This window comes from Streptomyces sp. GQ60, from assembly GCF_059758875.1.
The window spans coordinates 215,100-240,036 of sequence record NZ_JCAXEG010000002.1 but is presented as its reverse complement, the minus strand read 5'-3'; the positions used below and the strand labels follow the sequence as shown (position 1 = coordinate 240,036).

The 24,937-nt window shown below is 72.8% G+C and carries 22 protein-coding genes, 1 tRNA gene and 1 pseudogene; 17 read left to right on the top strand and 7 right to left on the bottom strand.

Annotated elements, in window-relative coordinates:
- Positions 1-128 precede the first annotated feature (128 nt).
- The 5 genes and pseudogenes from AC6CKD_RS06140 (at position 129) to AC6CKD_RS06120 (ending at position 6,381) form a co-directional block, all read left to right on the top strand.
- Positions 129-759, top strand: a pseudogene (locus tag AC6CKD_RS06140) (carbonic anhydrase).
- Positions 760-910: 151 nt separating this feature from the next.
- The gene (locus tag AC6CKD_RS06135) at positions 911-3,187 is read left to right on the top strand and encodes a HelD family protein (protein WP_498325693.1); all 2,277 of its coding nucleotides are present in this window, start codon (positions 911-913) and stop codon (positions 3,185-3,187) included.
- A 174-nt stretch (positions 3,188-3,361) separates the two neighbouring features.
- Complete coding sequence (locus AC6CKD_RS06130; protein ID WP_498326264.1) at positions 3,362-4,672, top strand: M14 family metallopeptidase; 1,311 nt, start codon at positions 3,362-3,364, stop codon at positions 4,670-4,672.
- A 154-nt stretch (positions 4,673-4,826) separates the two neighbouring features.
- Complete coding sequence (locus tag AC6CKD_RS06125; protein ID WP_498325691.1) at positions 4,827-5,744, top strand: MurR/RpiR family transcriptional regulator; 918 nt, start codon at positions 4,827-4,829, stop codon at positions 5,742-5,744.
- 445 nt (positions 5,745-6,189) lie between these two features.
- Complete coding sequence (locus AC6CKD_RS06120; RefSeq protein WP_498325690.1) at positions 6,190-6,381, top strand: hypothetical protein; 192 nt, start codon at positions 6,190-6,192, stop codon at positions 6,379-6,381.
- Between the two features lie 60 nt (positions 6,382-6,441).
- On the opposite strand, the gene AC6CKD_RS06115 is transcribed toward AC6CKD_RS06120, so the two are convergent.
- Positions 6,442-6,927, bottom strand: a complete 486-nt coding sequence (locus tag AC6CKD_RS06115; RefSeq protein ID WP_498325689.1) for a peroxiredoxin — start codon at positions 6,925-6,927, stop codon at positions 6,442-6,444.
- A gap of 120 nt (positions 6,928-7,047) precedes the next feature.
- Positions 7,048-8,613 (bottom strand): oleate hydratase, encoded by a 1,566-nt coding sequence (locus tag AC6CKD_RS06110; protein ID WP_498325688.1) that lies wholly within the window; start codon positions 8,611-8,613, stop codon positions 7,048-7,050.
- Between the two features lie 364 nt (positions 8,614-8,977).
- On the opposite strand from AC6CKD_RS06110, the gene AC6CKD_RS06105 reads away from it, so the two are divergent.
- The 4 genes from AC6CKD_RS06105 (at position 8,978) to AC6CKD_RS06090 (ending at position 12,306) form a co-directional block, all read left to right on the top strand.
- A complete protein-coding gene (locus AC6CKD_RS06105) occupies positions 8,978-9,277 on the top strand; it encodes a hypothetical protein (RefSeq protein WP_498325687.1) in 300 nt (99 codons plus the stop codon).
- Between the two features lie 55 nt (positions 9,278-9,332).
- Entirely contained in the window at positions 9,333-9,917 is a 585-nt protein-coding gene (locus tag AC6CKD_RS06100; RefSeq protein ID WP_498325686.1) for a TetR/AcrR family transcriptional regulator, read from the top strand.
- A gap of 118 nt (positions 9,918-10,035) precedes the next feature.
- Positions 10,036-11,415 (top strand): MFS transporter, encoded by a 1,380-nt coding sequence (locus AC6CKD_RS06095; RefSeq protein ID WP_498325685.1) that lies wholly within the window; start codon positions 10,036-10,038, stop codon positions 11,413-11,415.
- A gap of 126 nt (positions 11,416-11,541) precedes the next feature.
- Complete coding sequence (locus AC6CKD_RS06090; protein ID WP_498325684.1) at positions 11,542-12,306, top strand: SDR family NAD(P)-dependent oxidoreductase; 765 nt, start codon at positions 11,542-11,544, stop codon at positions 12,304-12,306.
- Between the two features lie 82 nt (positions 12,307-12,388).
- Here AC6CKD_RS06090 and AC6CKD_RS06085 read toward each other — a convergent pair.
- Positions 12,389-12,465 (bottom strand) — tRNA-Met (locus AC6CKD_RS06085).
- Between the two features lie 339 nt (positions 12,466-12,804).
- Between AC6CKD_RS06085 and AC6CKD_RS06080 the strand changes: the two genes are divergently transcribed.
- From AC6CKD_RS06080 to AC6CKD_RS06070, 3 genes are all read left to right on the top strand, one after another.
- Positions 12,805-13,008 (top strand): cold-shock protein, encoded by a 204-nt coding sequence (locus AC6CKD_RS06080; protein WP_053678014.1) that lies wholly within the window; start codon positions 12,805-12,807, stop codon positions 13,006-13,008.
- 353 nt (positions 13,009-13,361) lie between these two features.
- Positions 13,362-14,927: a DEAD/DEAH box helicase gene (locus AC6CKD_RS06075; protein ID WP_498325683.1), complete on the top strand. Its 1,566-nt coding sequence runs from the start codon at positions 13,362-13,364 to the stop codon at positions 14,925-14,927.
- A 62-nt stretch (positions 14,928-14,989) separates the two neighbouring features.
- On the top strand, positions 14,990-15,301 hold the full coding sequence (locus tag AC6CKD_RS06070) for an SCO5918 family protein (RefSeq protein ID WP_498325681.1): 312 nt from the start codon (positions 14,990-14,992) through the stop codon (positions 15,299-15,301).
- 88 nt (positions 15,302-15,389) lie between these two features.
- On the opposite strand, the gene AC6CKD_RS06065 is transcribed toward AC6CKD_RS06070, so the two are convergent.
- The 4 genes from AC6CKD_RS06065 to AC6CKD_RS06050 form a co-directional block, all read right to left on the bottom strand.
- Entirely contained in the window at positions 15,390-15,716 is a 327-nt protein-coding gene (locus AC6CKD_RS06065; protein ID WP_498325679.1) for a hypothetical protein, read from the bottom strand.
- 121 nt (positions 15,717-15,837) lie between these two features.
- On the bottom strand, positions 15,838-16,851 hold the full coding sequence (locus AC6CKD_RS06060; RefSeq protein ID WP_498325678.1) for a TolB-like translocation protein: 1,014 nt from the start codon (positions 16,849-16,851) through the stop codon (positions 15,838-15,840).
- Complete coding sequence (locus tag AC6CKD_RS06055; protein WP_498325677.1) at positions 16,848-18,254, bottom strand: MFS transporter; 1,407 nt, start codon at positions 18,252-18,254, stop codon at positions 16,848-16,850. The genes AC6CKD_RS06060 and AC6CKD_RS06055 overlap by 4 nt, the downstream gene beginning before the upstream one ends.
- 124 nt (positions 18,255-18,378) lie before the next feature.
- Positions 18,379-19,245 carry a glycosyltransferase family 2 protein gene (locus AC6CKD_RS06050; protein WP_498325676.1) on the bottom strand — a complete coding sequence of 289 codons (867 nt, stop codon included), beginning with the start codon at positions 19,243-19,245 and terminating at the stop codon, positions 18,379-18,381.
- 418 nt (positions 19,246-19,663) lie between these two features.
- Here AC6CKD_RS06050 and AC6CKD_RS06045 point away from each other — a divergent pair, with 418 nt between their 5' ends.
- The 5 genes from AC6CKD_RS06045 to AC6CKD_RS06025 all read left to right on the top strand — a co-directional run bounded on the left by AC6CKD_RS06045 (position 19,664) and on the right by AC6CKD_RS06025 (position 24,917).
- Entirely contained in the window at positions 19,664-20,770 is a 1,107-nt protein-coding gene (locus AC6CKD_RS06045) for a Gfo/Idh/MocA family protein (protein ID WP_498325675.1), read from the top strand.
- Positions 20,771-20,852: 82 nt separating this feature from the next.
- Positions 20,853-21,857, top strand: coding sequence for an NAD-dependent epimerase/dehydratase family protein (locus tag AC6CKD_RS06040; protein WP_498325674.1), 1,005 nt, complete (start codon positions 20,853-20,855; stop codon positions 21,855-21,857).
- Entirely contained in the window at positions 21,854-23,020 is a 1,167-nt protein-coding gene (locus tag AC6CKD_RS06035; RefSeq protein ID WP_498325673.1) for a DegT/DnrJ/EryC1/StrS family aminotransferase, read from the top strand. The genes AC6CKD_RS06040 and AC6CKD_RS06035 overlap by 4 nt, the downstream gene beginning before the upstream one ends.
- Positions 23,017-23,805: a NeuD/PglB/VioB family sugar acetyltransferase gene (locus AC6CKD_RS06030; RefSeq protein WP_498325672.1), complete on the top strand. Its 789-nt coding sequence runs from the start codon at positions 23,017-23,019 to the stop codon at positions 23,803-23,805. The genes AC6CKD_RS06035 and AC6CKD_RS06030 overlap by 4 nt, the downstream gene beginning before the upstream one ends.
- Complete coding sequence (locus AC6CKD_RS06025) at positions 23,802-24,917, top strand: DegT/DnrJ/EryC1/StrS family aminotransferase (protein WP_498325670.1); 1,116 nt, start codon at positions 23,802-23,804, stop codon at positions 24,915-24,917. The genes AC6CKD_RS06030 and AC6CKD_RS06025 overlap by 4 nt, the downstream gene beginning before the upstream one ends.
- The last annotated feature ends 20 nt before the right edge of the window (positions 24,918-24,937 follow it).

Sequence of the window (24,937 nt, the reverse complement as noted above, 5' to 3'; positions counted from 1 at the left end):
GCTCGGCACGGCGGCCGGCCGGCGTTCCCTACAACTCCGTCGCCCCGATCGAGCCGGGCTCCGGGAGGAACCCGCCATTTCCGTCCGGGGGCGGCCCCGGCCGGCCGGTGCGCGGTTAACGTCCCCGAATGTCCTCGAACACACAGGCGCCTTCCGCCAGTTCACCCAGCCGTCGCGTCCTCCTGCGCACCGCCCTGGCCGGCACCGCGGCGGCCGGGTCCGTCCTCGGCCTCGGTTCCGTCTTCCCGGCCTCCGCCTCCGATGCCTCCGCCGAAGCCGTGGAGGGGGCCCGTCCCCGTACCCCGGAGGAGGCGCTGCGCCGCCTGGCGGCCGGCAACCGGCGCTGGGCGGCGTACCGCCGGCAACACCCGCACGAGTCGCGGTCCGTACGCCTCCAGGTGGCGCGGGAGCAGCACCCCTTCGCGATCGTGCTGGGCTGCGTCGACTCCCGGGTGCCGCCGGAGCTCGTCTTCGACCAGGGGCTCGGCGATCTGCTGACCGTCCGCGCGGCGGGGGAGGTGCTGGACGAGGCGGTGCTCGGCAGCATCGCGTACGGGGTCCTCGAGCTGGACGTCCCCCTGGTCCTGGTCCTCGCCCACCAGTCGTGCGGCCACCATCGACGCCCACGCGCGCCGGACCCGGGACCTGCTGGCGGCGGAACCGGACCTGGCCCGCAGGATAGCCACCGGCCGGCTGGCCGTGGCGGTCGCACGCTACGACCTGACCGACCAGAAGGTCCGCATGCTGCGCTCCGAGTGAATACCGTTCGCCTATCATCGCCGCCACGCAAAAACACCCCGGACCGATTGACGGCCGGGGTGTTTGTCTGCGTATATTTGATGTTTCACATCGAGGTAGAGCTAAGACGTGAAAAAGCTTATGGGGACACCGTACCGCGTCAGGAGTGGAATTGTCAACCGAAGAATTCCGGAATGAGCAGCAATTCATCACGGATCTCTATGCGCGCCTCGACGACCTGCGGGAGCAGGCCGAACGCGCCGTCCAGGGCGCGCTCGGCGAGGCCGGCAGCGGGTTCCAGGCCCGGCTGGAGCGGGATGTCGTGGTCGCTGAACAGTCCGGTCTGCTTTCCGCTCTGAACTCGGGCGAAAGCGGCCTGTGTTTCGGCCGGCTGGAGTTCTCCGACGGCTCGGACCACCACATCGGCCGCATTGGAATCAGGCAGGACGACGGGGAGCGCACCCCTCTCGTACTCGATTGGCGGGCCGATGTCGCACGGCCGTTCTACCTCGCGACCGGATATTCCCCCATGGGGCTGCGCCGACGCCGTCACATCACCACCCGCGGCCGCGAGGTCACGGCCCTGCACGACGAGATCCTCGACCTCGCCGACACCGAGCGCACCGGTCACGAGGGGGCCGACGCGGACGCGGTGCTGCTCTCCGCGCTCGACGCCGCCCGGACCGGCCGGATGCACGACATCGTGCAGACCATCCAGGCCGAGCAGGACCGCATCATCCGCTCCACCCACCGGGGGATCTTGGTCGTGGAGGGCGGCCCGGGCACCGGCAAGACCGCGGTGGCCCTGCACCGGGCGGCCTACCTGCTCTACGCGCACCGCGAACTGCTCGCCAAGCGCGGCGTACTGATCGTCGGGCCGAACCCGGCCTTCCTCGGCTACATCGGCGAGGTCCTCCCGGCCCTCGGCGAGACCGGGGTGCTGCTCGCCACCCCGGGCGAGCTGTTCCCCGGCGTGCGCGCGAGCGCCGCCGACCGCCCCGGCGCCGCCGCCGTCAAGGGACGCGCTGAGATGGCCGGGATCCTCGCCCGCGTCGTGAGCGACCGGCAGGCCCTGCCGGAGACCGTGCCCGCGGGCAGCGGCGAGGACGCCGACGTGGTCCCCGAACCGGCCCTGGAGATCGACCACGACGACTACGGGACGCTGCTGCTCGACCGGACCATGGCCCACGAGGCCCGGGACCGGGCCCGCGCCACCGGACTGCCGCACAACCTGGCGCGCCCCTACTTCGCCTTCCGGATCATCGACGCGCTCACCGAGCAGCTCACGGACCGGCTCGGCGCCGATCCCTACGGCGGCCCCAACTTGCTCGGGCCCGACGACATCGCCCAGTTGGGCAAGGAGATCGCGACCAGTGCCGAAGTGCACGCCGCCATCGACGCGCTGTGGCCCCCGCTCACCCCGCGGCAGCTGATCTCCGACTACCTCGCGGAGCCCACGTACCTCCCCGAGCGGGAGGCCGGGCTGATCCGGCGTGCGACGACGGGCGACGCGGACTGGACCCCGGCCGACGTCCCGCTGCTCGACGAGGCCGCCGAACTGCTCGGAGTCGACGACACCGCGCGGCGCGCCGCCGAGGAGCGTGAGCGCCTCGAACGCGTCGCGTACGCGCAGGGCGTCCTGGACCTGTCCGCCGGGTCGGAGTCGTACGAGTTCGAGGACACGGAGAACGAGTTCCTCGCGGCCCACGACATCATCGACGCCGAGCGGATGGCGGAGCGCCAGGAGGAGGCCGACCACCGCAGCGCGGCCGAACGGGCCGCCGCCGACCGGACCTGGGCCTTCGGGCACGTCATCGTGGACGAGGCGCAGGAGCTGTCCGCCATGGCCTGGCGCCTGCTCATGAGGCGCTGCCCGACCCGTTCCATGACACTGGTGGGCGATCCCGCCCAGACCGGCGACGAGGCCGGCTGCGGTTCCTGGCGGCAGATCCTGGCCCCCTACGTGGAAGACCGCTGGGAGCTCGTGCGCCTCGTCGTCAACTACCGGACGCCCGCCGAGATCATGGACCTGGCGGCAGCCGTGCTCCGGGCCCGCCACCCGGGCTTCGAACCGCCGAGCTCGGTCCGCTCCACGGGGCGGCGGCCCTGGGTGGCGCGGACCGACGACCTGGCCGCGGCGGTGGCCGACGCGGTACGGGAGGGCGCGCCGGCCGGGGGCCGCCTCGCGGTGATCGCCCCGCGCCCGCTGCACGAGGCGCTGGCCGCCGCGCTGCCCGGCGTACGGGCGGGGGAGGAGCCCGACCTCACCCGGCCGGTGGTCCTGCTCGCGCCGCGGCAGGCCAAGGGTCTGGAGTTCGACACGGTGATCGTCGTGGAACCGGCGGACCACGAACCCAGCGACCTCTACGTAGCCCTGACCCGCGCGACCCAGACCCTGGGGGTGCTCCACACCGGCCGCCTGCCGGAGGGCCTGGACGAACAGGGGTAGGGCCGGTCGTCTCTGCCGGATCAGGCCGGGCCCGCGGCGACCGGAGCGGCCCGGGCCGCGACCGGCGGCCGGCCCCGTACCGGAGGAACCCTCCGGGCCACCCGGGTGAGTTCCGGGGCGGAGCGCTGCCGCCCCCGGCCGGCGCCCGCTACAACCGGGGGCGTGACCAAGAAGATGACGGCGCGCCGTCCGTCCGCCCTCGCCACGACCGTGCCGGCGCTGCTCGCCGCCCCCCTGCTCGCCGCCTTCCTGTCCTGCGTATCCCTGGCCGCCGCTCCGGCGCGCGCGGCCGACGGGGTCCCCCGTACCGGCTTCGAGGCCGCGTACGGAGCGCACTGGACCAGTGAGTCCCAGGAGCGGGACCTCCTCCACGAGGTCGGCCGCGAGCGCGCCACCGTCCAGACGATCGGCACGACCGTGCGGGGCCGCCCGCTGCGCCTGGTGAGCCTGGGCCGGGGCCCCGCCACCGTGCTGCTGGTGTGCGGCCAGCACGGCGACGAACCGGCGGGGCGCGAGGCGTGCCTGAGCACCGTGCGGGACCTCGCCCACGCCCGGGACCCGGCGGCCCTGCACCTCCTGGAGTCCGTCACCCTGCTCGTGCTCCCGACCGCCAACCCGGACGGGCGGGCGGCCGGGACCCGCTCCAACGCCGAGGGCACCGACATCAACCGCGACCACATGGCCCTGACCTCGGCCGAGGCGCGGGCCGTGGCCGCCGTGCTGCGCGACCGTCGGCCGCACCTCGTGTACGACCTGCACGAGTACCGGGCGACGCCGGGGACGTACGACAAGGACCTCTTCGACCTCTGGCCGCGCAACCTCAACACCGACCCGGCGGTGTACGCCCAGTCCCGCGTCCTGTCCGCCGCGTACGTACGCGGGGCGGCGCACGCGGCCGGCCACTCCACCGGGACCTACGGCATCCGCACCGACCCGGTGACCGGTGCGCCCGTCGGCCAGTCCGCGGGTGACGGCCAGGAGCGGATCCTGCGCAACACGGCGGGCGTCAAGCACGCGGTCGCGCTCCTGATCGAAAGCCGTATCGAAGCACCGGCGGGCGCGGCCGGGGAGGCTGAGCGGGCCGACCCCTCCCTCAACCACCGCCGCCGAGTTGCCTCTCAACTAGCGGCCCTGCGTGGTCTGTTCGCCTACGTCTCCACGCGTACGAGCCCCCTGGCGGCCGCCTCGGAGACGGCTCGCCGGGCGGCGGGGAGCGCGGTGGGCCCCATCCCGCTGGGCGGCGCGGACAACGCCCCCGCGCCCGGGGACGCGATCCTCACCGACCCGCCCTGCGGCTACCGGCTGACCCCGGCCCAGTATGCCGCGACCGGCAGCCGTCTCGCCCTGCACGGCGTACGGGCGGTACCCGTCGGCGGCGGCGCGTTCGTTCCGCTGAGCCAGCCCTTGCGGGCCCTCGCGGCGCTCCTCCTCGACGGCCGGGCCCCGCACCGGATCGCAACGGGGGAGCCCGTACAGCACTGCTGACGTACCGTCACCTGGCGTGGGTGGGACGGAACAGGCGCGCACCCATGCCCGTCGAGCCCCTCGCTGCGGCCGGCTGCAGGGGGAAGCGCGCTGGTCAGCCGGATGCCGTGAGCTATGTTGGGATCACGGAGTGGCACGAGAGGGAGGACCGCCGGTGTCATCGGGGCAGCAGGCGCGCGCACAGGCGGCAGCGATCACGCCGAGCGGGCAGGCGGTCGACCACGAGCGGGCTCCGGCCGACCGGGTCCGGGCGCTGTTCGACGGGCACCCGCTCTCGCCGGGCCAGCGCCGGATCGCCCAGTACCTCGTCGACCACCTCACCGAGGCGGCGTTCCTCTCGATCACCGAGCTCGCGGAACGGGCGGGCGTGAGCCAGCCCTCCGTGACCCGCTTCGCCTCCGCCCTCGGCTTCAGCGGCTACCCGGCCCTGCGCGACGTGCTCCAGCCGATCGCGCTCAGCGCGGTGGCCGGCGCCCCGGAAAGTCCCGAACAGACCCGGCGCAACGAACTGCAGGCGGCCGTCGACGCCGAGATCGAGAACCTGCGCACCGTCCGGCAGCTCCTCGCCGACACCGACCAGGTGCTCGACATCGGACGGGAGCTGGCCCGGTCGGTGCCCCTGACGGTCCTGGGGCTGCGGATCTCCGTCTCGCTGGCGGAGTACTTCGCGTACGCGGCCCGCCGGATCCACCCCGACGTGCGCCTGGTGACCGGCGGCGGCAGTGTCGCCTCCGACGCGCTGCTGCAGGCACGGGCCGCGGGCGGCAGCTGGGTCCTGGCCTTCGCGATGCCCCGGCACGCCAAGGAGACGCTGGCGGCGCTGCGGGTGGCCCGCGGTGCGGGGCTGCGGATCGCACTGATCACGGACCGAACGCTGGGGCCGCTGGTGGACGAGGCCGATGTGGCTCTCACGGCCGGCACCGGTTCGCGGCTGGTTTTCGACTCCTACGCGGCGCCGGGCGTCCTGTCGGCGGCGGTGCTCCAGGCGATGGCCGACGCGGACCCCGAGCGGACGCAGGCACGGCTCGAAAGCTACGAGCAGGCCGCGGACCAGCACGGCTTCTTCCTCTAGGGCTCGGCCAGGGGTTCGCGACGCGTCCCGCGAGGGGTCGACCGGAGGGGTGACGAAGTGGCGTGAGGCGTCATATTCACGCCACCCCGAAACATGAATATTTTCATACCCTTGCTTACTCAACGGTATATATGTTTACTGATGGCGGCGCGGTCATCCGTCAAGATGCCAAGGAAGGTGTCCCCACACCGTCCTAGAACAGACACCGGCGTGACGTTTCTCCTCCTCACGTGACGCCAGGTGTCCCGTCCGGCTTTCGGATCCCGCAGCGCCTCTGCGGCCTCGGCCAACCCCTGGGCCGAGGCCGCCCAGCACCTTCCCCGTCCACGTTCGGCCGGTTCGGCCGATCGGCTGGCTCTCGGCCCTGCCCGGCGGTGTGACGGGACAGGAGGACGGCTCCTCCTTAGGTTCGAGGGCGCCCACAGCCCCTTCGAAAGGTGGATCCATGCGTTCCGTCCGCTCCGTGGTCGCCGCCGGTGTCATCGTCCTCGGCTGCGCCTCCGCCGCCGCCGCCGATGTGACCGTCAACGCCCCGGCCGAGAAGTCGTACACCATCGTCTTCGGCGACTGGCTCCAGTTCGCCGCCGACGACGTGTTCAACGCGGGCCTCAACAACACGGTGGGTTCCAACAACTGAGCACGTGCTCCGCGGTACCCGCCCGCCCGGCCCCGCCGGACGGGCGGGGGACCCGGAGCGTCAGCCGGTGGCGACGCCGACGAGCTGCTCCGCGATGATGTCCGCGGAGGGGAACCTCAGGCCCAGGGCCCCGACGTGCTTCCAGTGCAGGGTGCCGTCCGGCGCGATGACGAAGACGGACCGCCGCAGGCCGATCACGGGAGCGGCGATGCCGAAGGCGCGGGCCACGGCGCGGTCGGTGTCGGCGAGCAACGGCATCCGCAGGCCGCGGGCCCGGGCGAAGGCCTCGTGGCTGTCGACGCCCTGCGGACTGATGCCCCACACCTGGGCGCCGCACGCGGAGAGTGCCTCCAGCCCGTCGGAGTAGGAGCACAACTGCGTCGTGCAGACCGGGGTGTTGTCGCCGGGGTAGAAGGCGAGAACGACCGGGTTCCCGCGCTGCTCGCCGAGCGCGTACTCCCCGTGTACGAACACGTCCTCGCTGAGCAGGCCGCCGGGGAGCGAGAAATCGCCCACCACATCGCCCACGTCCGGGATTCGGGTCACGATGGCCGCACCTCTCTGTCGTCGAGGGGCGTACGGTACCCGGTCGCGCCCGCCGTGTCGCCGCCCGGCCGCCGGGCCGGGGCGGGGGCCGGGCGGTGGGACGGGCGCGACCGCGCAGCCTCAGCGGCGGTGCATCGTGTGCAGGGCTTCGAGCAGCACCCTGGGGTCGTGGCCGCCCTTGTAGACCGGCGGCGGCTGCCGGTCCAGACGCAGCAGCCGGGCCACGGCGGTCCACGCGGTGCGCACCGAGTACTCGACGGTGAACACCACGTCGTCGGGGACCTCGGCGTACTGGCCGATGAAGGCCAGGTTGGTGGAGCCCTCCGGGACGACCTCGGGCCGGTCGCCGACCTTGCGCACCAGGAACTGGCTGGTGATGTAGGGCATCAGGGCCGGAACGACGACCGAGGACTCGAGGATCTGCTCGCTCTGCGCGAGGCGCAGGTGTCCGAGCACCTCGGTGAGGATCTCGCGGCCCGTGCACTCGGCCATGGTCTTGCCCACGTGGTCGCCGGCCTTGTCCGGGAACAGGGCGTACCCCCACCAGACGTAGGTGCCCTCGGGCTGCTCGTGGAAGTGCGGCTGGTGGTTGAGGACGATGGTCAGCAGCCAGCCCGAGTCCTTGAAGGTGATCAGGCCGCCCTTGCCGGCCTCGCTGCCGGAGAACTCCTCCATGGCCTTGAAGAAGGTGGGGTCCTGAGTGGTGACGGTGAAGGAGCCCCAGGTGGAGTCCGAGACGGAGGAGTCGAACACCGAAGGGTCGCCCAGATGGGGGCGCTTGGCCGCCAGGGTCTGCCACAGCCGCCACGAGGCGTCCGGCGCGGAGGTGTCCAGGACGGCGGGGGTGTCGGTGGATCCCAGGGTCGAGTTCGCGGTCATCGATCCGTTGGTGACGAACACCAGGTCCTCGGCGGCGACCGGGATCCGCAGGGCCGAGCCCTCCCGCGTACCGGCGAGGGCGGTGACGGTGGTGCCCTCGCCGTCGGCCAGCTCGACGTCGGTCACGGTGGTGTTCATCGAGAACGCGACGCCGTTGCTCCGCAGCCAGCTCTGGAGCGGGCGCACGATCGAGTCGTACTGGTTGAAGCGGGTGCGGTAGATGCCCGACATGGTGTCGAAGGTCTTGAAGAGGTGCACGAACCGGTTGAGGTAGCGCCGGAACTCGATCGCCGAGTGCCAGGGCTCGAAGGCGAAGGTCGTGCACCACATGTACCAGAAGTTGGTGGTGAAGAACTCCGGGGTGAAGCAGTCGGAGATGCGCTTGCCGTCGAGCCGGGACTCGGGCGAGGCTACGCACGCGACGAGGTCCAGGCGGTCGCGCTCGGAGAACCCCATCGAGCGGGTGTCGACCCGCAGGCCGGAGGAGTCGACCAGGCGGGCCTTGTCGTTCCAGGCGAAGTCCTCGTGGAAGGCGAAGGTGTCCTCGGTGGCCGAGGTGCCCGGCGCGTCCAGGGAGGGGATGGAGCGCAGCAGGTCGTAGGTGCACTCGAAGTGCAGCTCGAACATCCGGCCGCCGCGCATGGTGTACCCGTTCTCGGGGTCACCGGCCGCGTCCAGGCTTCCGCCGGTGCGGCTCTGGGCCTCCAGGATCGTGATGTCCGAGCCCGTGAACCCGCCCTCCCTGATCAGCAGCGCCGCCGCCGACAGGGAAGCGATGCCGGCACCCACCAGATAGGCCTTGGCCACGATGTCTCTCCTCGCCCGGGCCCGCACGGCCCCGGTCGGCCGTACGGTCACCCACCCAGGCCACCACCCCCCACGGCGGGTCGCGACCCGGGTGCGCCATTGGGCGGGTGGCGGGCCGGGGGGATGGTGAAGGCGGGTCGCGGCGGGGGCATCCGCATCGTGAGATGTGATGTCACATGTCGGCGGCGGCATGCCAGACTCTGCCGCATGCGCCAGCAGAAGATTAGCGCCGGCGTGCCGGCCCGGAGCTGAACTGAGACCACCCCAGCAGCCCACCGCCCGCACGCAGACCTCTCGCATCCGCGAGAGGTCTTCTTGTTTTCCGGGACCACGCACTCCGCCCCAGGACAGGAGCCCACCCCTCATGACCCGCAGCGATGTTCTCCCCGCCGTCGACGACGCCGTGCGCACCGGCGACACCGCATGCCACACCCTGACCGTCACCGTCCGGGACGGCGGCCACGCCCTCACCCGCATTTCCGCGGTCCTCAACAACCTGTCCGTCAGGACGCTGTCCTTCAGGGCCGCCACCGACGGCGGGCTCGCGGTGTGCGCGATCGTGGTCTCCGTCACCGACTCGCCCCGCGCCCAGGCCAAGCTCCGGCGCTGCGTCGAGGTGGTCGAGCTGAGCGCCCACCCTGCGGGGGAGACCCGCGCGATCTGAACGCCCCGTCCGGCTTACTTGACTGACCGTTCCAATATCTCGTAGAGTGCGGGATGTGGCCAGGACCAAGGAATTCGATCCGGACGCCGCGCTGCAGTCGGCTCTGGAGCTGTTCTGGCGGCGCGGCTACGAGGCGACCTCGATGGCGGACCTCGTCGAGCACCTCGGCATCGGGCGGGCCAGCCTGTACGCCACCTTCGGGAACAAGCGCGAGCTCTACCTGAAGGCGCTGGACCGCTACGGCGAGTACCGCGACCCGGGCCTCCTGTGCGAGCTGTCCCAGCCGGGGCCCGCACTGCCGGCCGTGCGGACGGTGGTACGCCGCTTCGCCGCCGAGTCGGGCGACGGTGACCTGCGGCTGAACGGCTGCTTCGTGACCAACACGGCCGCGGAACTCGGTGCGCACGACCCGGCAGCGGCCCACAAGGTCGAGGTGAGCTGGAGCCGCATCGAGACCCTGCTCTACTCGGCGCTGACCAGGGCCCAGGCCCAGGGCGAACTGCCCGCGGACCGCGATCCGCGCACGCTCGCCAGGATGCTGCTGGTCCTGATGCAGGGCATGCGCGTCGTGGGCAAGGCCTCGCAGGACCCGGCCCGGGTGCGGGACGCGGCGGAGCAGGCCCTGACCCTGCTCGACTGAGCGGTCCGGGGGCGGCATGACTGAGGACCGCACGACTGCATGGTGAACGGCGCCTCCCTTCGGGGAGGTTCTTTTCAGGGTTCATTCTGGAATGTACGATCCAGTTCAAGGGGGAGAAATGACCGTCACGCAGACCGCACACACCACGAAGGCGCGCACCGCGTCCGGAACCAGGGCGGCCCGTCCGGCGCCCGGACCGGCCTTCGCACTGCTCGGCACCGTGCAGATGACGCTGATCTTCGCGCTCATCTCGCTCGTCGTGCCGCTGCCCGCGATCGGCCGCGAATTCACCCTGGGCCGCGATGACTTGATGCTCCTCAGCGCCGCCTACGGGCTGAGCTTCGCCGGTCTGCTGCTCTTCGGGGGCCGACTCACCGACCGGTTCGGTGGGCGCCGGGTGCTCACCGCCGGACTCCTCCTCCTCGCCGCGGCCTCCCTCGCGGCACCGTTCGCCCAGGGATCCGGGACCCTGCTCGCCGCCCGCTTCGCCCAAGGGGTGGGGGCCGCGCTCACCGCACCCGCCGCCATGGGAGTCCTGCGGGAGGTCTTCCCCGAACCCGCCGCGTTCGGACGGGCGATGGCCACCTGGGGCGGACTGTCGGTGCTCGGCGCGACCGCCGGGAACCTGCTCTCGGGGGTCATCTCGGCCCTGGCCACCTGGCGGCTGACCTTCGCCGTCCCGGTCGCGGTGGCCGGCGCCGCACTGCTCCTGGCCCCCCGGCTGCTGCCCGCCACCCCGGCGGGCGAGGGCCGCTCCCTGGACCTGCCGGGCGCCCTGCTGGCCACCGTCGGAATCAGCCTCGCCAGCTACGGCTTCGTCCTCACCGACGTCCAGTCCTGGGGATCGACGAGCGTCCTGGTCCCCCTGCTCACCGCGGCCGCGCTCCTGGTGGCCTTCCCGCTCGTCGAACGCCGGGTCCGCGACCCCCTGCTCCCGCTCGGGTTCCTCCGGGACCGGCGCCGCGCCCTGGCCCTCGCGGCCATCGGCCTCACCGCCGCCGGCACGGCCCTGACCTTCATCCTCCTCTCCCTCCACCTCCAGCAGGGACTCGGCTGGTCGGCGCTGCGGACCTCCGCCGCGTTCCTTCCCTTCGCGGTGGCGCTGCTCGTCGCCGGCCGGGTGGCGGGCCCCCTCGTGGCCCGGTACGGGGCGCCCCGCGTCACCAGTGCCGGCCTCGTGGTCGCGGCGGCCGGACTCGCGCTCCTCGCCCTCACCGGCCTGGCCGCGCAGATCCCGTACGCCTACGGCCTCCTGCCCGGCCTGCTCCTGCTGCCGGCGGGTGCGGCGGCCGCCTTCGCCGGGGCCGCGGTCCTCGCCACCGACGGGGTGGCGCCGCACCAGGCGGGACTCGCCGGCGGGGTCATGAACACCGCGATGGAGCTCGGCCCGACGGTCGTCTTCGCCGCAGTGCTCTCCCTGGGCTCCGACACGGTCTCACTCGCCGCCACGGCGGTGGCCTTCGCCGCGGCGGCCTTCCTCAACACCCGCGTCAAGTAGCCGCCCGACCGGCTACCGGCCGACCGGCAACCGCCCAACTTACGACCACCCAATCGGCGACCACCCGACCGACGACCGGGCAGCCCACAGCCCGGCACCAGACGACCGAGCAGAGGAATCACCATCATGTCCGCACGTTTCACCGGCAAGAACGTCCTCGTCACAGGTGCCGGTTCCGGCATCGGCCGGGCCATCGCCCTCGCCTTCGCCGCCGAAGGGGCCGCGGTGGCCGTGGCCGGCCGCACCGCGGCGCCGCTCGACGCGACGGTCGAGCTGATCGAGAAGGAGGGCGGCAGGGCCGTCGCGGTGACGGCGGACGTGAGCCGCTCCGAGGACGTACGGGCCATGGTGCGCAGCACCGTCGACCACTTCGGCAGGCTCGACGTCGCGGTCAACAACGCGGGCGTCCTCCGGGGCGTCGGTCCCGTCTCGGACCTCCCGGAGGAGGACTGGCGCGGCATGCTGGACATCAATGTCACCGGGGTCCTGCTCAGCCTCCAGGCCGAGGTCGCCGCCATGCGCGACCAGCCCGCCGGCGGGACGATCGTCAACATCTCCTCGAACCTCGGCGCGCACGCCCGCTTCCCGGGGCTCGCCGGCTACCTCACCACCAAGGCGGCCGTCTCCGCCCTGACCCGGGCCGCCGCCCTGGACCACATCGCCGACGGGGTCCGCATCAACGCGGTCAGCCCCGGCCCGACCGCCACCGCGATGTCGCTGTGGCCGGGGGAGGGGGACGCCGAGCGAGCGGCCAGGATGAAGGGCGAATCTCCGCTGGGCCGGGTGTCCTCCACCGCCGAGGTCGCTGCGGCCGTGCTCTACCTGGCCTCGCCGGACGCCGGTTCCGTGGTCGGCACCGACCTGGTGATCGACGGCGGCGTCTCCGCCTGACCCGCCGCCGGAACCTGCTCCGGCACGGGCCGGAAACGACTTCGGCCCCCTTGACGCCTGGGCGTCAAGGGGGCCGAACCTGTGGTAGCGGGGACAGGATTTGAACCTGCGACCTCTGGGTTATGAGCCCAGCGAGCTACCGAGCTGCTCCACCCCGCGTCGTTGTGAACATGACTGTACGGGATCCCGGGCCCGCCTCCGACCACCGTCGAAAATCCATGCCCACCGGGACAGATAATGCCGCACGGGCGAACGAGGATTTCCGGACCGGCCGAAGGAGCGGATTCTATTTCCACGCCGATCCGACCCCGGCGTGCTACTGTGGTTTGAGTTGCAGTTGTGGTTCCCAAAATTTCGAGCACCTCTGCCCACTCCTCTCGTAGGAGCAGGGTGAGTGTTACTTGTTTTTCCGGCGTTTTCCGGGCTGGGCAATCATCGGCGACTTGAGGTTCGCACAGTGCGGATCTCTGGGGGCTGTGCCCCGAAGGAGATATAAACATGGCTAATGGCACCGTGAAGTGGTTCAACGCGGAAAAGGGCTTCGGCTTCATCGAGCAGGAGGGTGGCGGTCCTGACGTGTTCGCGCACTACTCGAACATTGCCTCGCAGGGCTTCCGCGAGCTTCAGGAAGGCCAGAAGGTCAGCTTTGACATCGCGCAGGGCCAGAAGGGCCCGACCGCCGAGAACATCGTCACCGCCTGACGTTCACGCGTAACCGCGTAGCTGGGGCCCGCACCTTGGGGTGCGGGCCCCAGTTCGTTGCGTTTTTGTATCCGCGGGCCGTCTCGGCCCGCGTGAGCGGCGCGACGGGGAAACCCGTCCCAGCGCCCCACCGTTCGGCCGATGGACACACTCCTCGGCTCCCCACCCGCAGTCGGCGCATATTTCGCCGACACATAGGGTGATAATCCTTATGTGACCGGTCGATCGACGTTCCGTTCGATTCGACTTCGTCATATCTTTTTATGCTCCGGCTCATTCTTGCGAATCCTCGTGCGGCCAGTTTTCCGCTGCCGAGAACTCCTCGATGTGCGCCGTATCGAGGAAGGTTCTGCATGAACCGCACGACCCGCATGAATGACCGGTCTTCGTCCTCCCGTACGGGTGGATCCAACAGCTCTTACGGCTCCTACGGCGGTTCCTCCGCCGGCAGCCGTTCGGGCAGCCGCTTCGGCTCCTCGGCCCCCAGCCGCTCCGGTGGCCCCAAGCGCTCGGGTGGCGGCGGCTACGGGCGCCGTCCCGCCGCACCGCAGGGCGAGTTCGCCCTGCCGGTCACCGTGGTCCCCGCGCTGCCCGCGGTCGAGGCCTTCGCCGACCTGGCCATGCCCCCCCAGCTCCTCACCACGCTCACCCGTGAGGGCATGACCACCCCGTTCCCGATCCAGGCGGCCACGCTGCCCAACGGCCTCGCGGGCCGGGACGTACTGGGACGCGGCCGTACCGGCTCCGGCAAGACCCTGGCCTTCGGCCTCGCGCTGCTGGCCCGTACCGCCGGCCAGCAGGCCGAGCCGGGCCAGCCGCTCGCGCTGGTCCTCGTTCCCACGCGTGAGCTCGCCCAGCAGGTCACGGCCGCCCTCACGCCCTATGCCCGCGCGGTGAAGCTGAGGATCGCCACCGTCGTCGGCGGCATGCCCATCCACCGGCAGGCCGGTGCGCTGCGCGCCGGAGCCGAAGTGGTCGTCGCCACCCCGGGCCGGCTGAAGGACCTCATCCAGCGGGGTGACTGCCGGCTGAACCAGGTCGGGATCACGGTCCTGGACGAGGCGGACCAGATGGCCGACATGGGGTTCATGCCCCAGGTCACCGCCCTGCTGGACCAGGTGCGGCCGGAGGGCCAGCGGATGCTGTTCTCCGCCACCCTGGACCGCAACGTCGACCTGCTGGTCCGCCGCTACCTGACGGACCCGGTCGTGCACTCCGTCGACCCCTCCCAGGGCGCGGTGACCACGATGGAACACCACGTCCTGCACGTCCAGAACTTCGACAAGCAGGCCGCCACGACCGAGATCGCCGCCCGTGAGGGCCGCGTGATCATGTTCCTGGACACCAAGCACGGCGTGGACAGGCTGACCGAGCACCTGCTGAGCAGCGGCGTCCGCGCCGCGGCGCTGCACGGCGGAAAGTCGCAGCCCCAGCGCACCCGTACCCTCACGCAGTTCAAGAGCGGGCACGTCAGCGTGCTCGTGGCCACGAACGTGGCGGCCCGTGGCATCCACGTCGACAACCTGGACCTCGTCGTCAACGTGGACCCGCCGACCGACCCCAAGGACTACCTGCACCGCGGCGGCCGTACCGCCCGTGCGGGTGAGTCCGGCAGCGTCGTCACCCTGGTCCTGCCCAACCAGCGCCGGGACATGGTCCGCCTCATGCAGGCCGCGGGCATCACCCCGCAGACCGCTCAGGTCCGCTCCGGCGAGGCCGAGCTGAGCCGGATCACCGGAGCCCAGGCGCCGTCCGGCGTCCCGGTCGTCATCACGGCCCCCGTCACCGAGCGGCCCAGGGGCGGCACCGGCGGTGCCTCCCGTGGCCGTCGCAGCCGGCCCGCACAGGACCGGCGCAGCAGGACCGCCGCGACCGCCCGGGGGCCGCAGCGCCAGTCCCCGGCCACCACGGCGGCTTAGGTAGCCCCGCCCGGACCCTGTCGGTCCGGGCACGGACGGTTCTCTTCTACCTGTGAGGCAGCATGCGCTTCGTCATCGCCCGCTTTCCGTTCGACCTGACCAAGGCCGGGGTCCTGGAATCGATGAAGGGCGTCAAGCCCGAACCGATCACCGCTGACTCGGTGGTCATAGGACGTCGCTCCTACCCCGTGAAGCAGGTGGGCGCCGTCATCACCCGCCAGGACCGACGCGACTTCACGGCCGCCGAGGTGATCAGGGCCCTGACGGCACTGGGCTTCACCTGTCGCCCGCTCGAAACGGTCCCGGCGCCCGCCGCCGGCCTGACCCCGCTCCAGAAGGCGTCCGCCATGCTGGGCGCCCCCTCGGGCGTGTAGCGGGACCGCAGGAACAACGCTTACGGAGCCCAGGGCCCCGGTCGGCAGCAACCGACCCGGGCCCTGGGCTTTTCCGTACCGTCCCGGCTCAGGCCCGGGTCCAGCGCGGGCTGGCCGGGGCGGGGGCCGGCGGGGGTTCGGCTCCGTCTAGGCGCAGGCTGCGCAGGGTGGCGTCCGTCTCGCGCTGGAAGTGCGCGTAGGTGATCAGCCGCTCCCACAGCGGGTCGGGACGGCCCGGGACGGTGGCCCCGCGGGCCTCCCACTCCCGGGCGAGCTGCTCGAAGACGACCGCCCCGCCCGACGGGGCCGCGCTGCCCGACTGCTGCCGGGGGATGCCCCGTGCCATCGTGGCGGGGGCGCGCTCGGGTGCCCGGTGCCGGGCCGGGGACGGGGAGACGGCGTGTGGAGTGCCCATGCCCGCCCCAACGATTCTGCGGGCCCCGGGGGTACGCCTACCGGGCCGGCGGGATGAAGCGCGCGGCGCGGGCGGGAGGCGTCAGCCCGCCCGGTCAGCCCGGTCAGCGCAGCCCGGCCGGTCAGCCCAACCGGGTGGGCGAAGAGGCGGCCGGCGCCAGGACGCGGGGGGCTCCGGTGCCGTCCGCCGGGACCGTCCAGAGGTCGGTGGTGTCCACGGAGCCCTCGGCGGGCAGTGCGTAGGTGAGGGTGCGGTCGTCGAGCCAGAGCGCCTGATCGTCCACGCTGCGCTTCTCCGCCAGCGGCTGCTCCCGCAACGTCCGTAGATCCAGCACGTGTTCGCGCCACAGGGACGCACCGCGCTGCACCCGCTTCTTGTACGCGACCCGGGTCTCGTCGGGGGACAGGGACGGGCACTCGACGTTGGAGGCGAGGGTGGTGACGCTGCGCCGCGCGATCGACCCCCTCACCAGGTAGGTCTGGTTGTCCGTGCCGAGCGTGGCGTAGAAGGTGTCGTCGTCCTTGGAGAAGGTGACGCCCCAGAAGTTGGCGTCGCTCGCACTGTAGGGGCGGCCGTCCAGCTCGATGGCGAACTTCTCCAGGTCCGGCTCGAGCGCCCCCGTACGGGTGTCCACGATCGAGGTGCGGGTGGAGAAGAACGCGGAGCCGTAGGACTCCCCGGCCACGAAGACGGTCCAGGCGGCGAAGCGGCCGGTGGGCGAGACCCGGGCCCGCGAGGGGGTGCCCGCGAGCGGGAACTCGCGCAGCGTGCGCAACTCGGAGTCGACGACCACCGCCCGGTTGTCCTGGGCGAGCGCGCCCGGTGAGGAGCTCAGGCACACGCCGGTGCCTGCCGAGGCGTGGAACCGCAGGCAGGTGAGGCCCGAGGCCGTCCGCTCGTCCCGCGGTGAGCGGTCCGGTACGGAGACGACGGCTCCGCGGTGCGGGCCCCGCACGCCGTTGAGGAAGGCCAGACCGCCGCGCCGGTCGAGCGTGACCTTGCCCGCGGCGGCCGTCGGGTCGCCCGCGCGGGTCTGCTCGGAGCGGGCGGCGGCGCGCACCACCAGCACGCCGGCCACGCCTCCGAGGAGCAGCACGGCCAGGGCGAGTACGAGCAGCCGGCGTGAGCGCGTCATCGGGTTCCTCGGGGGCGTCGGGGGCGGCGGGGGTGCGGGGCCCGGGCGGTGGCGCCGTCCGGGGCCGTGGGGCGGAGTACGAAACCGGCGACGACGGCGCAGCAGCACAGTCCGGCCGCGGCGGCGGCGAGCGCCGGGCCCGAGCCCAGGACCGTCCACGCGGCGCCGAAGGCCAGCGAGCAGCCGAAGCGGGACAGGGCCTGGCCGGTGCCGACGAGCGCGATGCCGGTGGCCCGCAGCTTCGCGGGTACGGTCGCGGCGACGGCGGCGGGAAGCACTCCGTCGGTGGCGGCGTAGAACATGCCGTGCAGGGCGAGGACCAGGTAGGGGATTGCGGGCAGGCCGGGGGCCCACAGGAGCAGCCCGTAGCCGGCCAGCAGGAGGGCGTGACCGGTGAGGAACACGGTGCGGCGTCCGATGCGGTCCGCGAGGGCTCCGGCCGGCACGGCCAGCAGCAGGAACACGGCCGCGGTGCCCAGGGGGAGGAGCGGGAACCACCGCTCGCCGATGCCGGTGCGGTCCTGGAGCAGCAGGTAGAGGAAGGCGTCGCTGACGGTGGTGAGTCCGAGCAGGGCGGCGCAGCCCGCGAGGGCGCGCAGCCGGGGCAGCCGCAGCAGGCCCAGCGCGTCGCGCAGGTTCACCGAGTCGGGTTTCCGGGAGGCGGACTCGGGGGGAGCGGCCTCGGCGGAGGCAGGCTTCCGCGGGGCCGGTACCGGGGCCGGTACCGGGGCCGGGGGAGCGCCGGGCTTCGGTCGTACGGGTCCCGGCTCCGCGCCGGACGGGACGAACAGCAGGAGCACCACGACGCCCAGTGCGGCGACGCAGGCGCTGACCCCGAAGACGGCGTCGTACCCGTCGACCGTCACGCTCAGGATGAAGAACGCGGCGAGGGGCCCGAGCAGGGCTCCGGTGGTGTCCATGGCGCGGTGCACGCCGAAGGCCCGACCCTGTAACTCGGGCGGTGTGGACAGGGAGATGAGCGCGTCGCGCGGGGCGGTGCGCAGTCCCTTGCCGGTGCGTTCCAGGGCGAGGATCAGCGCCACCGGGCCGAGGCTGTGGGCGAGCAGCAGTAGGGGCTTGCACGCCGCGGACAGTCCGTAGCCGATGCCGGCGATCAGCTTGTGGTTGCGGATCCGGTCGGCGAGGTGGCCGCCGGTCAGCTGCACCAGGGCGCTGACCCCGTTGTACAGGCCGTCGAGGGCGCCGAAGCCGAGCGGGCTCAGGCCCAGTCCGGCGACGAGGTAGAGCGGCAGGACGGCGGTGACCATCTCGGAGGAGACGTCGGTGATCAGGCTGACCGAGCCCAGCGCGAGGACGGCCGGGGCGACCGCGGGGCCACGGACGGGGGATCCGTCGGCGGCGGTCTTCGCGTCCGAGGGCGCGGAGCGGTCCGCGAGGTACATGCTGTCGAACTCCCGGTCCGGCGTCTATGCGGTGAGCCAGTCGTACGTGCGAATGGCACCCTAATGGTTGTACGGGCCAACTGGGTTGCGTACGGCGGGATTCAACGGCTCCGACGTCGGCCGCTCAGCCCTGTCGGCTGCTCTCGTCGCGCAGCCAGGTGGAGAAGTCCCCGGCACGGACGGCCTTGCGGGCTCCCCGGCGGGCCGCGAGGGCCGCCACGACGAACACCACCACCCCGGGGAGCAGCCGCGGCTGGGCCCGGAGCAGGGCGCGCAGGTCTCCCGTACCGGTGCGCGCGGACGGTTGGGGCTCCGCGGGTCCGGAAGCCCGCGCGGCCTGGAACCGCTCCAGCTCGGCGGAGGAAGTCGCCGCCCGCACCCGGCGTTTGATCAGGTCGCCCCAGGTGCGCGGCGGGAGGACCACGACCCTGGCCGACTCCACCACCCGGCGTTCTCCCGGCGCGAAGGCCAGGGAGGCGGCCAGGTCGTCGGCCATCAGGGGCGGCAGGGCGGCGAGCCGGGTGTGCCCCGGTTCGGACACCGCGATGACCCCTCGCCCGAACAGCCCCTCGCGGACGGCCGGCAGCAGTTGCCAGACCCGGTAGTAGGCCCGGACCGGCCAGGCGCAGCCGGTCAGCGGAATGTCCCGGCCGGGGGCCGCGGCCAGGAGGGCCGGGCTGGTGGTGAGGGCGTCGGCAAGGGCGCGTACATCGGCGGCGCCGACCACGACGTCGGCGTCCACGTAGAGGCGCGGGAAGCCGCGGGCGTGCTCGTCGCCCACCCGAAGTGCCCGGTGTTTGGACGGAGTCGGGATCTCCACCACCCGGACGCGGGGCCCTCGGGCGGCGGCCACCGCGGCGGTGTCGTCCGTACAGCCGTTGCACACGACGACGATGTCGGGTCCCGCTGCCGGGGCCTCGGACAGGAGCGCGTCGAGGAGCCGGCCGATGACCCGGCCCTCGTTGTGGGCCGGGATCACGATGCTGGTCACCCCGGAAGTATGCATGCTCGAACGCCCGTACCGACCGATTCCTCCAACTCTCCCCGGGGGTAAGCCCGGTGGTCTAGATTGAACGCAGCCGACCGGATTCGGCGTGCTTCGGCAACGCCGTGAGCCACGCTGCAGTCCAGTCGGCGCAGGGTAGTTGGGGCGGGTTTCGGGTTCGGCGGCTTGGGGGAACAGGCCGCCTGTCCGTGGCCGGCCGGCGCGAGGGGTGCCGGACGGCCGGGGGGCGGAAGTACGTGGAACACGTACGGCATCGGTCGTGGGGGCCATCACCGTCGGGCGGGTCACGCACGGGTCGCGCAGGCGCCCGGCATGCCCTCGACGGCACCCCCTTCCTTCGCACGCGTACCGGCCATGGGTCGTCGACACGCCCGCGGGCGTGCGCGGAAGGAAAGGGAACGCTGTGAAGGACACCGCGAAGGACGTCGGGCGGGACGCCGCAGACGCAGGTGCGGGTGCGGGACGGACCGAGCCGTTAGGGGTCGCCGTCGTCGGGGCGGGCTACTGGGGCCCCAACCTCGTCCGCAACTTCCAGTCCAGTGCGGAGTTCCGGCTCCGCTGGCTCTGCGATCTGAACGTGGACCGGGCCCGGCAGGTGCTCGGCGGGTACTCGACCGTCCAGGCGACCGCGGACTACGCGGCGGTCCTGGCCGACCCGGCCGTCGAGGCCGTCGCCGTGGCCACGCCGGCCGGCACCCACCTCGACGTCGCACTGGCCGCCCTGCGCGCCGGCAAGCACGTCCTCGTGGAGAAGCCGCTCGCCGCCACCTACGAGGACGGACTGCGGCTGGTGAACGAGGCCGAGGAACGCGGCCTCACCCTGATGTGCGACCACACCTACTGCTACACCCCGGCGGTGGCCCGCATCCGGGACATGGTCCGCTCCGGCGAACTCGGCGACATCCAGTTCGTGGACTCGGTGCGGATCAACCTCGGACTGGTCCAGAAGGACATCGACGTCCTCTGGGACCTGGCCCCCCACGACCTCTCGGTCCTCGACTTCATCCTCCCGGACAACGTCCACCCGGTGGCCGTGGCCGCGCACGGTGCCGACCCGATCGGGACCGGGCAGTCCTGCGTGGCCTATCTGACGCTCCAGCTCAACACCGGCGCCATCGCGCACGTGCACGTCAACTGGCTCTCCCCGGTGAAGGTCCGCACCACGATGGTCGGCGGCTCCAAGCGCACCCTGGTCTGGGACGACCTCAACCCCACGCAGCGCGTCGCGGTGTTCGACCGCGGTGTCGACCTCACGGCCCCGCAGGAGATCGGCGCGGACGAGCGCCGCGACATGCTCGTCTCCTACCGGACCGGCGACATGGTAGCCCCCGCGCTCGGCGAGAAGGAGGCCCTGCGCAGCATGGTCGAGGAGTTCGCCGCGTCGATCAGGACGGGACGGCCGCCGCTGACCGACGGCCGGGCGGGACTCCAGGTCCTCGACATCCTCGAAGCGGCCTCCCGGAGCCTGGAGTTCAAGGGTGCCGTCGTCGGACTGCGCACCGGCCGTTGAGCGTTGAGGACGCCGCCCGGGCCGCGTGCGCCGCGCCGGGCACAGCAGGTAACACGATGACCGACTCAGTAGGGGCAGGGCGTTGAGCAGCGTACGAGGCAAGAGGATTCTGGTCACCGGCGGAGCGGGCACGATCGGCTCGCACCTGGTGGACCTGCTGGTGGACAACGGGGCACGCGAGATCGTCGTGCTCGACAACTTCGTACGGGGACGCACCGCCAACCTGGCACGCGCCCTGCCGAGCGGCGTGGTGGACCTGGTGGAGGGCGATATCAGGGACATGTCCGCCGTGCGCAAGGCGACCGAGGGGGCCGACCTGGTCTTCCACCTGGCGGCGATCCGGATCACCCAGTGCGCCGAGGAGCCGCGGCTCGCCAACGAGGTGATGGTCGACGGGACGTTCAACGTGCTGGAGGCCGCCGCGGCGGCCGGCGTGGGCAAGGTCATCGCCTCGTCCTCGGCCTCGGTCTACGGCATGGCGGAGTCCTTCCCGACCACCGAGCGCCACCACGCGTACAACAACGACACCTTCTACGGTGCCGCCAAGGCCTTCAACGAGGGCGTGCTGCGCAGCTTCCACGCCATGTACGGGCTGGACTACGTCGCGCTGCGCTACTTCAACGTGTACGGCCCCCGGATGGACATCCACGGGCTGTACACGGAGGTGCTGATCCGGTGGATGGAGCGGATCGCCTCGGGCGAACCGCCGCTGATCCTCGGCGACGGCACCCAGACCATGGACTTCGTCGACGTCCGGGACATCGCCAGGGCCAACCTGCTGGCCGCCGAATCGGACCTGACCGACGAGGTGTTCAACGTCGCGAGCGGCTCCGAGACCAGTCTGCTCGACCTGGCGAACGGCCTTCTGGAGGCCATGGGAGCCGAGGGCCTGGCACCGGAGCACGGACCGGCCCGCGCCGTGAACGGGGTGACCCGCCGGCTCGCGGACACCTCGCGGGCCGCCGCCCGCCTCGGCTTCACGGCCGAGATCGACCTGCGCAGCGGGCTGCGGGACCTGGTGGACTGGTGGCGGGCCGAGCGCGCGGAGGCCGCGGAGACCGCAGCAGCAGGGGAGGCGGGCCGATGAGCGCCCCGGACGTTCCCGCCGTCGCTCCCGCCCGCATCCCCGTCATGATCCCGTGGCTCGGTGAGGAGGAGGCGAAGGCCGCGGCCGACGCGGTCCTGTCCGGCTGGGTGGCCCAGGGCCCCCGCGTCGCGGAGTTCGAACGGGCCTTCGCCGAGCGGGTGGGCGCGGAACACGGCATCGCCGTCAGCTCGTGCACCACCGCCCTGCACCTCTCGCTGATCGCGCTGGACCTCGGACCGGGCGACGAGGTCGTCGTCCCCTCGCTGTCCTTCATCGCCACGGCCAACGCGGTGCGCTACGTGGGCGCGCACCCGGTGTTCGCGGACGTCGAGGAGGCCACCGGGAACCTGACGCCGGCCACCGTGTCCGCCGTCCTCACCCCGCGCACCAAGGCGGTGATCGCCGTCCACCAGGGCGGGGTCCCGGCCGACGTGCACGCCCTGCGCGCCTTCTGCGCCGACCGGGGCCTCGCGCTGGTGGAGGACGCCGCCTGCGGCATCGGCGCCACCGTCGGCGGCAAACCGGTCGGCCAGGGGGCACTGCTGGCGGCCTGGTCCTTCCACCCCCGCAAGGTGATCACCACCGGCGAAGGCGGCATGGTGACCACGGACGACGCCGCCTGGGCGGAGCGGCTGCGCCGGCTGCGCGAGCACGGCATGAACGTGTCCGCGGCGCAGCGGCACGCGAGCGGCAAGCCGATCGCCGAGAGCTACCTGGAAGTCGGCTACAACTACCGGATGACCGACATCCAGGCCGCGGTCGGCCTGGTGCAACTGGGCAAACTGGACGAGATCGTGGCCCGCAGGCGCTTCCTCGCCGCCCGGTACGCGCGGCTCCTCGCCGGTGTCCGGGGCCTGACCCCGGTCCGGGACCCCGGTCACGGCGAGGGCAACTTCCAGTCGTACTGGGTGCTCCTGGCCGAGGGCTTCCCCGTGGGCCGCGACGCGCTGCTCGCGGTGCTGGCCGAGGCCGGGATCTCGGCGCGGCGCGGGATCATGGCGTCCCACCTGGAGCCGGCGTACGCCGGGCACGGCGCGGCGGCGCTGCCGGTGACCGAGCGGATCACCCGCGACTCGCTGATCCTGCCGCTGTTCCACACCATGACCGAGGAGCAGCAGGACCGGGTGGTGGCGGTGCTGCGCGAACAGGCCGACGTCGGATGAGCGGGCCGCACGGTCCCGCCCACGCGAACGCGGCGACCGAGAGCCTGCTGATCGTCGGCGCGGGCGGGTTCGCCCGGGAGACCGCCCAGGCCGTACGGGACGCGGCCGCCGCCGACCTGGCGGCGGGCAGGGTCCCGCGCCGGCTCCTCGCCGGGCACCTGGACGACGATCCGGCCCTGCACGGCCTGGACGTCGACGGCGTCCCCGTCCTGGGCGGCACCGCCCTGGTGCACGAACACCCGGCCGCCCGCGTGGTGGTCTGCGTCGGCAGCCCCCGCGACTACGCGGTACGGGCCCGCCTGGTGCGGCGCCTGGCGCTGCCCGAGAGCCGGTACGCCACCGTGGTGCACCCCACGGCGGCGCTCTCCGGGTCCTCGGTCCTCGGCCCCGGCACGGTCCTGCTCGCGCACAGCGTGCTGACCGCTGCGGTACGCGTGGGGGCACACGTGGCGGTCATGCCCCACGTGGTGCTCACCCACGACGACGAGGTCGGGGACTTCGCCACCCTCGCCTCCGGGGTCCGCCTCGGCGGCGGGGTCCGGCTGGGGCGCGGGGCGTACGTGGGCGCCGGCGCGCTGGTGAGGGAGTACACGAAGGTCGGCGCCTGGTCGCTGACCGGGATGGGAAGCACGGTCCTGGCCGACGTGCCGGCCGGCGAGGTGTGGGCCGGAAGCCCCGCCCGCCGGCTGCGCGAGGCGGGGGGCCCGGCGCTCGAAGAGCTGCGGGCCGACGAGTCGGAGACCGGCCTTCGGCCGGAGACACGGATGGGGAGCACCGCCGGATGAACCAGATACCACTCGTGGACCTGAAGGCCGCGCACGCCGAGGTCGCGGAGGAATTACGCGCCGGGTTCGACCGCGTGCTGGCCGACACCGCCTTCATCGGCGGCGAGGAGGTCCGGGCCTTCGAGCGCGAGTACGCGGCCTTCGCCGGGGTCCGGCACTGCGTCGGCGTGGCCAACGGCACCGACGCGCTGGAGCTCGCCCTGCGGGCGAGCGGGGTGGGCGTCGGCGACGAGGTCGTGCTGCCCGCGAACACGTTCATCGCCACCGCCGGCGCCGTCGCCCGGATCGGGGCCCGCCCGGTGCTGGCCGACTGCCTCCCCGACAGCCTGCTGCTGGACCCGCAGGCCGCGCTCGACGCGGTCACCCCGGCCACCCGCGCGGTGGTCCCGGTCCACCTGTACGGCCAGTGCGCCGACACCGCCGCTCTGGCCGCGGGCCTGCCCTCGTACGCCAGGCTGGTCGAGGACGCCGCACAGAGCCAGGGAGCCTCCCGCGAGGGCCGCACCCCCGGGAGCGGCGGGATCGCCGCGACCAGCTTCTACCCGGGCAAGAACCTGGGCGCCTACGGGGACGCCGGCGCGGTGGTGACCGACGACGAGGAGGCCGCCGACCTGGTCCGGGCGCTGGCCAATCACGGCGGCGCAGCCAAGTACCGGCACGAGGTGGCCGGTTTCAACAGCAGGCTCGACGGTCTGCAGGCCGTGGTGCTGCGGGCCAAGCTGGCCCGGCTCGCCGAGGGGAACGAGGCCCGCCGGGCCGCCGCCGCCCGCTACGACGGGCTCTTGGCAGACCTGGCGGCCACCGGACGCCTCACCCTGCCGGTCACGGTGCCGGGGAACGTCCACGTATGGCACCTCTACGTCGTCAGGGTCAGCGGCGCGGACCGCGACGCGGTCGTCGGCAAGCTCAACGCGGAGGGCATCGGCGCAGGCGTGCACTATCCGGCCCCGGTCCACCTCACCCCGGCCTTCGCCCACCTCGGCCACGGCCGCGGGGCCTTCCCGCACGCAGAGCTGGCCGCCGACCGGATGCTGTCCCTCCCGCTCTTCCCGCAGATCACCGCCGCCCAACAGCAGCGGGTCGTGGACGCGCTCTCAGCGGCTCTGCGCTGACGCCCGGCGTCGACTCACAC